Origin of the sequence: Anaeromassilibacillus sp. An172 (genome assembly GCF_002160515.1) — a bacterium.
GTDB classification, from domain to species: Bacteria; Bacillota; Clostridia; order Oscillospirales; family Acutalibacteraceae; genus Limousia; species Limousia pullorum.
Genome location: NZ_NFKS01000013.1, coordinates 26370 through 41174, shown reverse-complemented (window position 1 = coordinate 41174; position 14805 = coordinate 26370). Strand labels below are relative to the sequence as shown.

At 41.3% G+C, this 14805-nt stretch carries 11 protein-coding genes; 5 read left to right on the top strand and 6 right to left on the bottom strand.

From position 1 onward, the window contains the following. Nucleotides 1-123 precede the first annotated feature (123 nt). The 4 genes from B5F08_RS07510 to ilvB all read right to left on the bottom strand — a co-directional run bounded on the left by B5F08_RS07510 (nt 124) and on the right by ilvB (nt 6763). A complete protein-coding gene (locus tag B5F08_RS07510; protein ID WP_087377941.1) occupies nt 124-3045 on the bottom strand; it encodes a lectin like domain-containing protein in 2922 nt (973 codons plus the stop codon). 535 nt (nt 3046-3580) lie between these two features. Next, nucleotides 3581-4573 carry a ketol-acid reductoisomerase gene (gene ilvC, locus B5F08_RS07505; protein WP_087377940.1) on the bottom strand — a complete coding sequence of 331 codons (993 nt, stop codon included), beginning with the start codon at nt 4571-4573 and terminating at the stop codon, nt 3581-3583. A gap of 60 nt (nt 4574-4633) precedes the next feature. Beyond that, entirely contained in the window at nt 4634-5128 is a 495-nt protein-coding gene (ilvN, locus tag B5F08_RS07500) for an acetolactate synthase small subunit (protein WP_087377938.1), read from the bottom strand. Between the two features lie 12 nt (nt 5129-5140). Further along, complete coding sequence (ilvB, locus tag B5F08_RS07495) at nt 5141-6763, bottom strand: biosynthetic-type acetolactate synthase large subunit (RefSeq protein WP_087377936.1); 1623 nt, start codon at nt 6761-6763, stop codon at nt 5141-5143. Nucleotides 6764-7092: 329 nt separating this feature from the next. Here ilvB and B5F08_RS07490 point away from each other — a divergent pair, with 329 nt between their 5' ends. The 4 genes from B5F08_RS07490 to B5F08_RS07475 all read left to right on the top strand — a co-directional run bounded on the left by B5F08_RS07490 (nt 7093) and on the right by B5F08_RS07475 (nt 12245). After that, nucleotides 7093-7479: a NusG domain II-containing protein gene (locus B5F08_RS07490; RefSeq protein ID WP_158096250.1), complete on the top strand. Its 387-nt coding sequence runs from the start codon at nt 7093-7095 to the stop codon at nt 7477-7479. A gap of 11 nt (nt 7480-7490) precedes the next feature. Continuing rightward, on the top strand, nt 7491-8027 hold the full coding sequence (locus B5F08_RS07485; protein WP_087377932.1) for a Gx transporter family protein: 537 nt from the start codon (nt 7491-7493) through the stop codon (nt 8025-8027). Between the two features lie 128 nt (nt 8028-8155). Further along, a complete protein-coding gene (locus tag B5F08_RS07480) occupies nt 8156-10378 on the top strand; it encodes an ABC transporter ATP-binding protein (RefSeq protein ID WP_087377930.1) in 2223 nt (740 codons plus the stop codon). Beyond that, nucleotides 10371-12245, top strand: a complete 1875-nt coding sequence (locus B5F08_RS07475) for an ABC transporter ATP-binding protein (protein WP_087377928.1) — start codon at nt 10371-10373, stop codon at nt 12243-12245. The genes B5F08_RS07480 and B5F08_RS07475 overlap by 8 nt, the downstream gene beginning before the upstream one ends. Before the next feature lie 232 nt (nt 12246-12477). Here B5F08_RS07475 and B5F08_RS07470 read toward each other — a convergent pair whose 3' ends face one another. Then, complete coding sequence (locus B5F08_RS07470) at nt 12478-13293, bottom strand: dockerin type I repeat-containing protein (protein ID WP_158096249.1); 816 nt, start codon at nt 13291-13293, stop codon at nt 12478-12480. 121 nt (nt 13294-13414) lie between these two features. Continuing rightward, nucleotides 13415-13981, bottom strand: coding sequence for a PduL/EutD family phosphate acyltransferase (locus tag B5F08_RS07465; RefSeq protein ID WP_087377924.1), 567 nt, complete (start codon nt 13979-13981; stop codon nt 13415-13417). A 185-nt stretch (nt 13982-14166) separates the two neighbouring features. On the opposite strand from B5F08_RS07465, the gene B5F08_RS07460 reads away from it, so the two are divergent. Continuing rightward, on the top strand, nt 14167-14754 hold the full coding sequence (locus B5F08_RS07460) for a uracil-DNA glycosylase (RefSeq protein ID WP_087377922.1): 588 nt from the start codon (nt 14167-14169) through the stop codon (nt 14752-14754). The last annotated feature ends 51 nt before the right edge of the window (nt 14755-14805 follow it).

Here is a 14805-nt window from a genome sequence, read left to right as displayed (position 1 = left end):
TAGCCAGAATGTTTCAACATCGAAAACCAGCCGTCCTTTGCCGGCTGGTTTTCTTTTATAAAAATATCCGTGGTTCAGCAAAACTGACATCCACGGATATTTTATAAATTAATTAATATAAATTCATTTGCGAGATGTATATATCTGAATATATGTAGCGTCTATAATGCTGACTTTGCCGTCCTGGTTATAGTCGGCAAGAGATTTATCAAATTCATCGGACGCAGATACCAGATTTACCAGGAATTTCTGAATTAAGCTTACGTCCAAAATATTTATCTCTTCGTCCATATTTACGTCGCCCAGTTCATAATCATCGGGATTTTTTGTGGTGACCTCTACAACATAAACTTCAGACATAAAGGAATGATATGTTGCCTGAAGAGCAACTCCGAAACGATATTTTGTACCCGGAGCTAAATCTGTGAAAACAGGTGATGGCTGCCATTCAGAATCCGGAGAGGATGAGTACATTGCGCCGTCAATGCTTTGCAAGGTTACAGAGGTGGAAGAAATCTTTTCCACATTTACTTCCGGTATTGTTGGTCGCTGAGGAACCTCAAGATGATAAATCTGGCTTTTAAAATCATTATATGTGGCATTTCTTTGGATATACAAATCAACTCCAGGTGTCACCACAAAATCTGGCTGTTCTATAATATAAACAGCGTCAGACATATCCGGGTTTGTGCTTACCATGTAGTTTCCGTCAAATACTTTATAGATTATATTGTACATGTAGGCTATACGCAAAGGCTCAATTTCAAAACGGCTGGGGATAAAATTAACAAACTCCTCCCCGCCGTCAGCAGGAGTTACTGTCAGCAAGGTCGCTTCATCGTTTTTTATCATATCGGAAACAGATGAATCGGAAGCGAGTATATTTCCATTTTCATCCTTAACAGTATAGGCGTCCTGGTCATAAATAATCGTCTCATTTTCATAGTCAAAGGATATTTCATTTTTGTATATGTTAAAAACATATTCTGTAGGATTTTTACCCTCTGCCTCAGATACAATTTTCACGGTTGTTTTTCCCGGTGAGGTAAAGACCTTTTCATTCCAGTCGGCAGAATTAACTTCCTCTCCGTCCAAGAAAATTTTATCTGTACCCTGAGCCATAAAACTCACTTTGTCATCAAATTTAGAAAGATAAATATTCTTTTCGGTGAAGTCCTCTGTTTTATAATATTCTTTTTTGTCGCCGTACTGCACAGCTAAATCAGTAAGCTCTGAGGAAGCCTTTGTGTATTCTTTTTCCACTGTATTTCCTCGGTTTCCCTGGTGGTCAACGCCGTATGCGTACAGTGTCACATTTTCGCCGGCGGTGAAATCTATTGTTATTGGAGAAGTGTATTTTTCATAAGAAGAATTATCAAATGAGTAATAGATTTCTTCTGTTCCGTTGGCGGAAAGGGAAATTTCAGTTCCGTCCGGAATAGGTCCCTCCATTTCTGAAAATCTTACGGTTGATACAGCCGAGTCGGAATCAGGCAATGGGTTTGTAAAGCCTTTTATGCATACGTTTGTCACATAAGCGTCATCTGCCATAGAACCGCATATGTCAAACCATTCACCATTTACAAATGCATAGCTCTCTCCGCCGTTTCCAAGATATTGCGGCACATAGTCAGGTGTTGGTGTTATACACATTTCAATGGCTACAGGAGATGTATAGTTTGGATTTTCAAGCTCTATGACAATGCTAAAGCGTTCGCCTTTGTTAAGCTTTACAGGATGGTCAAGCTCTATTGTGTGATATCCTGAATATACCTCTGTTCCGGTTTGGTTTTCCAGCTTTAATGTGCCGGACTGAGGCTGACCCTCTTCCACTCCTGTATATACGGAAATAGAATAGGAAGTTCCTACGTCTGTTGTGTAGAAAGACACGGCTTCAAGCTGCTCGTCTTTTTCAGCGGTGAAAATATTGGCTACCGTGGCTGATTTTGGATTTTCTGCATTCGTCGGCATGGAATATGACCATCCCATAGTGTCGTACTGGTAGTTATTTGAATAGTTGTCCGCTTCTTCCAATATGTATGTATTGCCGGCTACAGTGGTCTTATCCTCGTATGAAAGCCAGAAATAGCCCTCATCTCCCCAATCTGTTCCCCAGCTGTTGCGAACAAGCCATGCGCCGTCGTTTTCCGGCTGTTTGTCACTGTTAAAATTCTCTTTAGGATAATTATCATCCCAGCCAACAATAGTTACAACGTGGTTTGTGTTTTCATACTCATCGTTATACCATGCGTAAGTTAACGGATTGTAGTTTTCGTTGTTTGCACTGTAGAGAATTGCAACAGAACCGTAATTGAGGATTACATCTTTAGTTATATCAAGAGGAATACCGCTGTCTGATGAACCGTAAATACCTGTCGGCATGTAATATGCATCCTGCAAATGATAATCCGCTGTGTAGCGCAGTTCTTCATCAGGGTTTTGGGGATTTACACCGTCAAAAGGAGCTTTTTCACTGAAAACCGGACCTTTCCACGCAGCCATTGTGCCCACTGCAAATCCGTTTGAACCTCCCTGCATATACGGGTCGTTGGTTTTGTAAAACTCTTCTTCCTCATCTCCTCTGTATGAAAACCATGCTGTATGGAGAGATGAAAAACTTGTGTGAGGAAATTGGTCTAACAATGAGCTTTCAGCTACTGAATTTGCAGACACAGCCCAGCAAACTCCCAGCAATTCCTGATTGTATACCGGAGAAACCTTTCCGGTATCTCTTAAATCATATTTTTCCGGCAGTTCCTGGAGAGCAGAATAATTCTGTCTTGAAAAATATTTTGTGTAGCTTTCAGAAAGATAGGAAAAGTCCTGCATACTTGGGGCAACTCCCTGACTTCCGTTTTCCAGCCACTCTATGTACTCCGGATTTATATCTGACTCGTCAAACAAATCAGAAATAGGGCTTGTCCTGTTTTCAGGATTTGTTTTATTTTTATCTTCGCTTTCCGCCGCATAAGCAGATATTGTGCCTAATGCAAGAACAGCCGATAAAATAATACTTACAGCGCCTTTTAACATTCGTTTTTTCAAATAACATCTCTCCTTTTTAATATAACTTACCTTAAACAAGACTAATTTTACAATAAAAAAACAGGTAAAGCAAGAAAAAGAAAATCACATTTACTATATAATTATAAAAAATATAACCTTTATGTAAGCAAGCCATTCCAAAAATCAAAACAAAGGTTTCGCCCGCCTTGAAACAAACTTAATTTTTAAATAAAAGCCCTGCAAGGCGGATAAAAAATAAACGTGGCTTGCAAAATACAAACTATGTTCATTGTTTTATTTAGTAAAAACACAACCTGTATGTAAGCGAGCCATTCCAAAAATCAAACCGAAGGTCTCGCCCGCCTTGAAATGAACTTAGTTTTTAAATACAAGTTTTGCAAGGCGGAAATAAAAACAAAACGTGGCTTGCAAATTACAAACCACGTTCATTGTTTTATATAGTAAAAATACAACCTGTATGTAAGCGAGCCATTCTTAAGATTAAACCGAAGGTCTCGCCCGCCTTGAAACGAACTTAATTTTTAAATACAAGTTTTGCAAGGCGGAACTAAAATTATTCTTCGTTCCAGGAGTACATTTTGCGGAGTTCCTTGCCCACTGCTTCGAGCTGGTGCTCTGCTTCAATTCTTCTGCAGGAGTTGAAGTGTGAACGGCCAACCTTGTTTTCGTTAATCCACTTGGAAGCAAATGTACCGTCCTGAATCTCTGTGAGAATCTTCTTCATTTCCTTCTTTGTCTCGTCTGTGATAAGACGCTTGCCTGTTTCGTAGTCACCGAACTCAGCTGTGTCGGAGATTGAATATCTCATCATGCTGAAGCCGCCCTTGTAGATAAGGTCAACGATGAGCTTCATCTCGTGGATGCACTCGAAATATGCATTTTCTGGAGCGTAACCAGCCTCAACAAGTGTTTCAAAACCAGCCTTCATCAAAGCTGTAACACCGCCGCAGAGAACTGCCTGCTCACCGAAAAGGTCTGTTTCTGTTTCTGCCTTGAAAGTTGTTTCAAGAACACCGGCACGGCTGCCGCCGATACCTGCTGCATATGCAAGACCGATGTCACGAGCCTTGCCTGTAGCGTCCTGATAAACTGCGATAAGGCATGGAACACCTTTGCCCTCTACATACTCTGAACGTACTGTGTGACCCGGGCCCTTAGGAGCAATCATGAATACGTCAACGTCTGCCGGAGGTACAATCTGCTGATAGTGAATATTGAAACCGTGAGCAAAAGCAAGAGCTTTACCCTCTGTGAGGTTTGGCTCGATGTCTTTCTTGTAGAGGTCAGCCTGCTTCTCATCGTTGATAAGAATCATAATAACGTCTGCATTCTTTGCAGCGTCTGCTGCTGTCATAACTTTAAGACCTGCTGCCTCTGCCTTTGCCCAGGACTTTGAACCGTTGTAAAGACCAACAATTACATTTACGCCGCTGTCGTGAAGGTTAAGTGCGTGTGCATGACCCTGGCTGCCGTAGCCAATGATTGCAACTGTCTTATCCTTGAGAAGGCTGAGATTACAATCTGCCTGATAATAAATTTTCGCCATTTTAAATTCCTCCTTGCCGTATACGGCATATAAAAAAATTCTATATGTTGATTCGTGAAATTATTTTGAAGACTCTGATGCGCCCTTTTCAATAGCGATTGTGCCGGTTCTTACAACTTCACGGATACCATATGGTTTAAGTAATTCCAGCAGAGTAGAAATTTTCTCCACTGTTTCGCAGTACTCAAGGGTAACTGTGGTGTTTGCCACGTCAACAACCTTTGCCTGCATAATCTCTGCGATTTTGATTATCTCAAAACGCTTTACAGCCGAGCTGTGAACCTTTATAAGACACAGTTCACGGCTTACAAACTCACCCTCCACAAGTCTTTTTACTTTTATTACAGGGATAAGCTTGTTGAGCTGTTTTTCAATCTGTTCAACGACATATTCGTCGCCGTTAGCAACAACTGTAATTCTTGAAACTCTCGGGTCGTTGGTAACACCAACAGCCAGTGAGTCTATGTTGTAGCCTCGTCTTGAAAACAAACCGGAAATCTTTGAAAGCACACCGGCTTGGTTTTCTACAAGTATGTATAATGTATATTGCTGCATATCTTCACCTCATTATATTGACGGTGTATCGGGATACACATTACAAACAAGAATAAATGGGCCGTCTGTTTTAAGCATTTCCTGAGCGTATTTCTCAGCCTCTTCATTGGATGAAGCCATTGCGCAGGGGATATCGTAAGCCTCTGCAATTTTCAGGAAATCCGGCTTTGTGTCAAGGATTGTAGCTGAATGTCTGTGGTCGTAGAGCTTGTCCTGAAGCTCTCTAACCATACCCAGGCGTGTGTTTCTCATAATAATGATTTTAACGCTTATGTTGTTTTGAACGATAGTTCCCAGCTCGTTCATGTTCATCTGGAAGCTTCCGTCGCCGCATACAGCCATAACCTCTCTTGTAGGTCTTGCGATTTTTGCGCCCACCGCAGCAGGAACGGAATAACCCATTGTTCCCATACCGCCTGTGGTCAAAAATCTTCCTTCTTTTATCTTAAAGTTGTTGGCGCACCAGATTTGGTTTTGTCCAACGTCGGCAACGAGAATTGCCTTTGATGGAAGCATTGAACTGAGCTTTGAAACAAAGGCTCTCGGCTCTACAAAGCCTTCAAATGTTGGGGGAACTCTGTAAAGCTCCTGTTTCCAGCGGCTGAGTGTTTCGCTCCATGCGTTGGAAACGTGGTAATCTCCGATTTCCTCCAAAAGCTTGTTTACAACATTTTTCATATCGCCTACAATCGGAATAGTTGTTTTAACATTCTTTCCGATTTCGGCCGGGTCTATGTCGATATGTATAATCTTTGACTTTGTGGACATCTGGTCGGGAGCGGCAACGGCTCTGTCGCCCAGTCTTGCTCCGCAAACCATTACAAGGTCAGCCTCGTGCAAAGCTCTGTTTGCTGTGGCTTTTCCGTGAGTTCCCAACATTCCCAGATAAAGCTCATGGTCGGATGGCATAACGCCTATTCCCATCATGGTGGAAACTACCGGAATACCGGTTTTCTTTGCAAACTCCACCAGCTTTAACTTTGAACCTGAGGAAAGCACGCCGCCGCCTGCAACGATAACAGGTCTTGAACTGCTTTTCAAAAGGTCTATTGCTCTTTTTATCTGAACCTGATGACCCTTTGTGTTTGGCTTGTAGCCTATAATATCAACAGTTTCCGGGTACACGAATTCTTTTATCTCGTTTTGCTGTATATCAATAGGAATATCAATAAGCACCGGGCCGGGTCTGCCTGTTGAGGCAATGTGAAAAGCCTCTTTAAAAACTCTTGGCAAATCCTCAGTTTTGCTTACAAGGTAGCTGTGTTTTACAAAAGGCTCGCAGGCGCCTGTTATATCTGCTTCCTGAAAAACATCTCTTCCCAGTAAATCGCTTCTTACCTGTCCGGTGATTGCAACCATAGGAATTGAATCTGTATAAGCTGTGGCAATACCTGTAATTAGGTTTGTAGCGCCCGGCCCTGAAGTTGCAACACAAACGCCGGGTTTTCCGCTGGCACGGGCATAGCCGTTAGCAGCGTGTGCAGCATTCTGCTCCTGTCTTACAAGAATATGCCTTATTGATGAATCATATAAGGAATCGTAAAAGGGACAGATTGCCGCTCCGGGATATCCGAACACTACCGAAACGCCCTCAGCTTCAAGGCATTTTACCATAATGTCTGCACCGTTTATCATTTTTTTCTCTCCCGTTATTAGTAATCTGCTTTTCCAAAGCGGAAAGTTTTTTCCTTTAAAAAACGTTTCCACATCGGTATTTCAATGCAATTTAACTTATTATAATATAAATTCAAAAAAAAGTAAAGTAATATGGGCTATTTTACCTCAAAAAAAATTTAAAAAGTTAAAGCGGTAAAACAGTAACGCAAGAAAATATCCTATTGTTTTTCTCTTTATCTCACAATTATTTTTGTATAACTGTTCAGTAACCCAATAAAATATTGAAAAACCTTTTCCTTTATAATATCATATTATTGTAATATTTTAAGTATACAGAAGTGATGTTTATGAACAAAAGAAAACTTTTTGCACCATGTGATTTTTTGATAATAGTTGTAGTCGCACTGATAGCTTTGTGCTTTACTTTGTTTTTATTTTTTCAAAATGACACATCAAGCTCCGTCGCCTGCATAAAAATCAACGGGGAAGTCTACAGAGAAATATCTTTAAATCAAACCCAGAACATAGACCTTGAAAACAACGGTCATCACGCCTCTATACATATAGATAATGGCGAGGTTTATTTCTCCTTTTCAGACTGCCCCGACAAGCTCTGTGTAAATCAGGGTGCAATCTCAAGAAACGGTGAAAGCATTGTGTGCCTGCCGGGAAGATTTTCCGTATCAATAATATCATCGGACAAGGAAAACGATTTAGATGCAGTAATAAACTGAGGTACATAAATATGAAAAAGAAAAATCTTACACTAAACCTTACACAAAACGCCCTTATGTGCGCCTGCGCCATTGTGCTTTCAATATTCGAGAGCTTTATTCCCGACCTTCCCTTTATTATACCGGGCATGAAGCCGGGACTTGCAAATATTGTTACTATGACGGCAATTGAGGGTTTCGGTTTCTCATCTGCTTTATATGTAACAGTGGCAAAGTCCGCCTTTGTGTTGATAACAAGGGGCTTTACCGCATTTTTGATGAGCTTTTCCGGAGGTCTTGCCAGTATGCTGGTTATGTACCTGATTTTAAAAAGCAAAGCCTTTAGTTTTGGCTGTATCGGAACAGGAATTGCCGGAGCCTTTACCCATAACATAGCGCAGCTTGCAATGGCTTCATTGCTTACGGATACGCTTATATTCTTTTATCTTCCGATAATTTCCCTTATCTCCTTTATCACCGGGACAATCACCGGAACGGCAGTTTACTTTATTTTGCCGCCGGTTTTAAATGCCTTGAAAAAGGACAAAAATTCAGCAAAATACACATAAAAAAATTCATTTTCTTTTCACACAGTTATGAACAAACAGGGTATCCTTATACATTGCCATATGAATATTGGAAATGTATAATATTATAAAACTTTGCAGACAGCAAAGCTATACAACAGGAGGCGTTTATGAAACAAGTATTGAATCATCTTAAAAAGTACACACTTCCCATTCTCGCCTGCCTTGCTTTGCTCTGTGTTCAGGCATACTGTGACCTGTCACTGCCGGAATACATGAGCAACATTGTAAATGTAGGTATTCAGCAAGGCGGTATCGATTCCATTGTCCCTGAAAGATTAAGGGCAGAGGATATGGAAGCTTTAGAGCTGTTTATGACCGCTGACGAAAAGGAAACTATTCTCAGCTATTACAACCAGGAAGAAATCAACGGCGACCAGATGTATGTGCTGGGCAACGTAAAAACAGAGGAGCTTGAAGAGCTTGAAAACACTTTAAGAAATCCGATGGCTGCTCTTTATCTTATGCAGAACTACAACTCTCAAGCTTCCGAAAGCGGAAATCTCACCGACAGTGTTCTGGGAAATGAAACAGAATTTACAATTCCCGAAGGCATGGACATAATAGATGTTATATCCGCAATGCCGGAAGAATCGAGAATGGCAATCAGAGATAAAATCGACGAAGCCATAGAACAGCTTGAAACTCTGGGCGGCGACACGGTTGACCAAATGCTCACCGTTTACGTTCAGGACCTTTACAAGCACGCAGGCGTTGACACGGATTCCATAAGAAACATCTATCTGATAAAATCCGGTCTTATTATGATACTGTACACCCTGTTTATGGCGGCGGCAAATATTTCCACCGTATTTTTCGCATCAAGGGTGGGCGCCGCTTTCTCAAGGGATTTGCGCAGAAGCGTATACACGAAGGTTATACGTTTTTCAGGAAAAGAGTCATCAAAATTCTCTACAGCGTCACTTATCACCCGCTGTACAAACGATATCCAGCAGATACAGATGGTTATTATAATGTTTATTAGAATAGCCTTGTACGCTCCGATATTGGGAATCGGCGCACTGGTTAAGGTTCTTTCCTCAGACGCCGATATGTCATGGGTAATTCTTGTAGCTGTTTTGGCGGTATTCCTTGTGGTTCTCATGCTTATGATATTCGCAATGCCCAAGTTTACCAGCCTGCAAAAGCTCATCGACAAGCTCAACCTTGTTTCCAGAGAAATCCTCACAGGCTTGCCTGTAATCAGAGCATTTTCAAGGGAAAGATTTGAGGAAAATCGTTTTGACAAAGCCAACAAACAGCTTATGAAAACAAACCTCTTTGTAAACAGAATGATGGCTGTAATGATGCCGGCAATGATGTTTATAATGAACGGTACCAGCGTACTTATTATCTGGGTGGGCTCAGGATATGTTGACAGCGGCGCAATGCAGGTCGGCGACATGATGGCGTTTATTCAGTATACAGTTCAGATTATTTTAAGCTTCCTTATGCTTTCTATGATGAGCATTATGCTGCCGAGAGCTTTTGTTTCCGCAAAACGTGTTGGAGAGGTTTTGGAAACAGAAATCTCCATTGCAGACCCCAAAGCTAAAGACCTTCACGCTTTCGACGAAACAAAGAAAGGCGTTGTTGAATTTAACCATGTAAGCTTTAAATATCCGGGCGCAGACGAATGTGTTCTCAAAGACATAAACTTTACGGCTTATCCTGCACAGACCACAGCCATTATCGGAAGCACCGGCTCGGGAAAATCCACTTTGATAAATCTTATTCCAAGATTTTACGATGTAACAGAAGGTTCAATAAAGGTTTCCGGCGCAGATGTCAGAAATGTAAAAATCCATGACCTCCGTGACAAAATCGGCTATGTACCTCAAAAGGGATTTTTGTTCAGCGGAACAATAGCCTCCAACATTGCCTACAGCGACGAGGAAATGGAGGATTCAAGAATTGAAAAGGCAGCAGAAATCGCTCAGGCTAAGGAATTTATAGACAGCAAGCCTCACGGCTATGAGTCAGTAGTTTCTCAGGGAGGTACAAACGTATCAGGCGGACAGCGTCAAAGACTTTCCATAGCCCGTGCAGTTGCAAAAGACCCGGATATCTATATCTTTGACGACAGCTTCTCAGCCCTTGACTTTAAGACCGACAAGGAGCTTAGATCCGCTTTGAACAAAGCCACCAAAAACAGCACAATACTCATTGTTGCCCAGCGTATCTCCACCATACTCCACGCCGACAACATCATTGTTCTTGACGAAGGAAAAATTGCCGGAATGGGCACTCATGGGGAGCTTTTGAAAAACTGCGAAGTCTACAGACAAATCGCATCGTCACAGCTTTCAAAGGAGGAATTGAACAATGGCTAACAATCACAGAAGAGGCAGAGGCCCTATGGGAGGCGGTATGCACGGCGGAATGAACCCCGCTGAGAAAGCCAAGGATTTCAAGGGCACAATGAAAAAACTTTTCCATTATCTTGGAAGCTATAAAATCGGTCTTGCGGCTGTTTTGATATTCGCCGCCGCCAGCACCATATTCACCATTGTAGGCCCTAAAATTTTAGGTAATGCCACAACGGAAATCTTTAACGGCGTCATGAGTAAATTCTCCGGCGGAAGCGGAATTAACTTCGGTGCAATAGGTCAGATTCTTATTTTCCTTATATGCATTTACATTCTTTCCGCTGTTTTAAGCTTCATTCAAGGTCTTATAATGTCAACCATAACCCAAAAGGTCGGCTATAAAATGAGAGATGAGATAAGCAAAAAAATCCATCGCCTGCCTATGAATTTCTTTGACAAAAGACAGACCGGCGATGTGCTTTCCGTTATAACCAACGACGTTGACACATTTACCACAGGTCTTAACCAGTGCTCGACACAGCTTATAACATCCGTCACCACAATCATAGGTATACTCATTATGATGTTCTCAATGGATGTTATTCTTACACTTATCGCCCTTATAACACTCCCTATTTCATTCTTTATAATTTCAAAGGTTATCAAGAAATCTCAAAAGCACTTTACAAATCAGCAGAATTATCTGGGCGAGGTCAACGGACAGATAGAGGAAACATTCAGCGGTTCAATAGTTGTTCAGGCTTTTAACCACGAGGAGGACAATATAAAGGAATTTGAAAATTCCAACAGCAAGCTTTACAGCTCCGCATGGAAATCTCAGTTCCTTTCAGGTCTTATGATGCCTATAATGCAGTTTATAGGAAACCTCAGCTATGTTGTAATAGCAGTTTTGGGCGGCTATTTCGCAATAAGCGGAAGAATTACCGTAGGTAACATTCAGTCATTTATTCAGTACGTAAGACAGTTCACACAGCCTATACAGCAGATTGCTCAGATTTCCAACATGATGCAGTCAATGGCTGCGGCGGCAGAAAGAGTTTTCATTTTCCTTGAGGAAGAGGAAGAACAGCAGACCGCCGAAAATCACGCAGAAATATACGAAAACGGAAGTCACAGAAAAGTAACTCCCGATGATATCATAGGCAACGTAACCTTTAAAAACGTATGCTTCGGTTATAACCCTGATAAGATAATCATCAAGAATTTCTCATCACAGGTTAAACAGGGACAGAAAATCGCCATTGTAGGCCCAACCGGTGCCGGCAAAACCACAATCGTTAAACTTCTTATGCGTTTCTACGATTTAAACAGCGGTTCAATCTACATCGACAACTACAATGTAACCGATTTTGACCGCAGTGAGCTCCGTGAAGTTTTCGGAATGGTTTTGCAGGACACATGGCTTTTCAACGGCACAATTATGGAAAACATCCGTTACGGAAATCTCAACGCATCCGACGAAGAGGTTATAAAAGCGGCAAAGGCAGCCCACGTACACAGCTTTGTTCAGACCTTGCCTGACGGATACAATATGGTTTTAAATGAGGAAGCCTCCAACGTATCCCAGGGACAGAAACAGCTTTTGACAATAGCACGTACAATCCTTGCCGACCCGAAAATCCTTATTCTGGACGAAGCAACTTCATCTGTTGACACAAGAACCGAAATACAAATCCAGAAAGCCATGGATAACCTTATGCAGGGCAGAACAAGCTTCATAATCGCCCACAGACTTTCCACCATTAAAAATGCCGACCTTATCCTTGTTATGAAGGACGGCGACATTGTGGAACAGGGCACACACGATGAGCTTATTGCAAAGGGCGGTTTCTACGCCAACCTTTACAATTCACAGTTTGAAGCAGCTTGATTTTTATATCCGCCTTGGAGAGGTTCTCCTGAACAGTCACCGGTCGTTCGTGCGGCGGATAAGAGTTTGTTTTATTTGTGAGATGGCTATTCTTTCATTTATGTTTTATAAATAAAAATAATCCCGCCTCATATGCAGGATTATTAAAAATACGTTATTCATTATCTGTTTTTTAAAAAACTGACGGCGGTATCAAAAAGATACCGCCGTTTATTATTTTATAAATTTTTTATTATACATTTTTTGCAAGCTCAAGCTGAATGCATGTTGCGTCAGAAATATCAATTTTTTCGTCCCCATTAAAGTCTGCAAGCTCAAGGTTGAAAGTTCCTTCTATTGGCTTGCCAACCAAATAGTACTGAATGGCTGTTGAGTCATCTACATTGATTTTTCCGTCCATATTTACATCGCCCAATGCAAATGTCTTTTCCTTTACGTTAAGTGTAAAGTTAACAGAAAGGTTTCTGCCTGCGTCATAGTTATATGTAACCTTTTCAGCGCCTTCATCTACTGTAAGGATATTTCCGCTTACTGTTCCGCCTGTCCAGCCGCTTGCCTTATTAACATCAAACTTTCCGGGAAGTGTTGAAAGGTCAAATGTACGGGTTTCGTCAACCTCAATGTCGTATTGGTTGCCTGTAGTCTGAATATTTGCACTTTCAAGACAGCCGCTTACATCCAAGCTTGTAAGAGCGTTATCTCTTAAATTGATATAACCTGTATTTGTAACGCCGCTCAAATCAACCTCAACAATTGCATTGGTATCAAGAGACAGGTTTTTCAAATTAGGATAGCTGTTGCCCAGATAAACATTTACAAGTCCGCCGTAGCTTGCGCTTACATTCTCAAGAGCTGAATTATTTCTCAAATCAAGCTCTTTCATAGCTTCAGTATATCTTGTATCAATTTTGGTAAGCTTTGTGCACTTTGTAATATCAAGGCTTTTCAAGGTACGGTTGTTGTTTACATACAGCTCCTTAAGCTCTGTATTATTTGTAAGGTCAAGATTTACAAGCATGATGATAGCATAAGATTTTAGGTTTGTCAATTATTTTTGCAGTGGTTTTTAGCTATTCATTAAAGCATATAAAAAGAAATCCAGCCGAAAAAAATGCTTTTCACGGCTGGATTTTTGTTTTATAATATGTATTGAAACTTTAGAGGAAAAATCAGAGGATAATCTCTCCGTCAACTGTTCCTACGATGCCTGCTGCATTGGACTCGTCTGTATCAATGTGCATTGCAGGAGCGAACTTCTCGCTTACTCTTACAACTACATCGCCGAATACAAGGCTTCTGCCGTTTGTATCAATTTTAACAGAAACAATCTGCTTATCCTCAACACCGCACTCCTTAGCGTTTTCAGGTGTGAAGTGAATATGTCTCTTTGCTGCGATTACGCCCTTGTCGATGTCATATTCTCCGCATGGGCCAACAAGCTTGCATCCGGGAGTTCCTTCGATATCGCCTGACTCACGAACAGGAGCGGCAACACCAAGCTTTCTTGCGTCTGTGAGAGCAATCTCAACCTGACAAGCATTGCGGAACGGTCCCAAAATTGACATTGTCATATCTCCCTTAGGGCCTACAACCTTTACTTTCTCTGCGCAGGCAAACTGTCCAGGCTGGGAAAGGTCTTTCTTGTTTGTAAGAGTTGCATTCTCGCCGAAAAGAACAGCGAAAGCCTCTTTAGTTACATGAATATGTCTTGCTGATGTTTCTACCATAATTTTCATAATCATAACCACCTTACCTTTTCAATCGGCAACGCCGAATTTCTATCTTTATTATATTTTACACCCCATGGGAAAAAATTTCAACCGTTAAGAGCGATATAAATAAATAAAGTAAAAATACACAAATTTCATATAAATCAACGGAAAAATTAAAATAAATACACAGACAGAAAGGAAATCGAAAAATGTACGATAATTGGGAAACACTTGAAAGAGAATGTATGAACTGTAATAAATGCCAGCTGTGTCAAACCCGTACCCACGTGGTTTTCGGCACAGGAAACAGAAACGCCGAGGTAATGTTTATCGGTGAAGGCCCTGGAGAAAACGAGGACTTACAGGGCGAACCCTTTGTAGGAAGAGGCGGACAGCTTCTTGACAAAATGCTTACAGCGGTAGATTTAGACCGAAAGAAAAACATCTACATAGGAAATATGGTAAAATGCCGTCCTCCAAAAAACCGTGACCCACGTCCCGAGGAACAGGAAATGTGCATTGACTGGCTGAGAAACCAGGTAAAGCTTATACGTCCGAAAATTATTGTATGTCTTGGCAGAATTGCCGCAGCCAAAATCATTAAGTCGGATATAAAAATCACAAAGGAACACGGAATATTTTTTGAGAAAAACGGTGTTCTGATGATGGCGATGCTCCACCCTGCCGCAGTTCTCCGTGACCCGAGAAAGAAGCCCGAGGCTTTTGAGGATTTTCTCAAGCTTCAGGAAAAAATCAAAGAAGTATGTGACCATACATACGAGGATATTGAAGAATAAAAATTTCACAAACACAAAAACAGCGCCGGAAAACCGACGCTGTTCTTTTAT

What these genes read in the sequence shown, in the direction of transcription:
- ilvB (WP_087377936.1), bottom strand. Translation starts at nt 6,763, where the DNA reads ATGATAAACGGTGCAGACATTATGGTAAAATGCCTTGAAGCTGAGGGC.
- B5F08_RS07460 (WP_087377922.1), top strand. Translation starts at nt 14,167, where the DNA reads ATGTACGATAATTGGGAAACACTTGAAAGAGAATGTATGAACTGTAAT.
- B5F08_RS07480 (WP_087377930.1), top strand. Translation starts at nt 8,156, where the DNA reads ATGAAACAAGTATTGAATCATCTTAAAAAGTACACACTTCCCATTCTC.
- B5F08_RS07485 (WP_087377932.1), top strand. Translation starts at nt 7,491, where the DNA reads ATGAAAAAGAAAAATCTTACACTAAACCTTACACAAAACGCCCTTATG.
- ilvN (WP_087377938.1), bottom strand. Translation starts at nt 5,128, where the DNA reads ATGCAGCAATATACATTATACATACTTGTAGAAAACCAAGCCGGTGTG.
- B5F08_RS07465 (WP_087377924.1), bottom strand. Translation starts at nt 13,981, where the DNA reads ATGAAAATTATGGTAGAAACATCAGCAAGACATATTCATGTAACTAAA.
- ilvC (WP_087377940.1), bottom strand. Translation starts at nt 4,573, where the DNA reads ATGGCGAAAATTTATTATCAGGCAGATTGTAATCTCAGCCTTCTCAAG.
- B5F08_RS07490 (WP_158096250.1), top strand. Translation starts at nt 7,093, where the DNA reads ATGAACAAAAGAAAACTTTTTGCACCATGTGATTTTTTGATAATAGTT.
- B5F08_RS07475 (WP_087377928.1), top strand. Translation starts at nt 10,371, where the DNA reads ATGGCTAACAATCACAGAAGAGGCAGAGGCCCTATGGGAGGCGGTATG.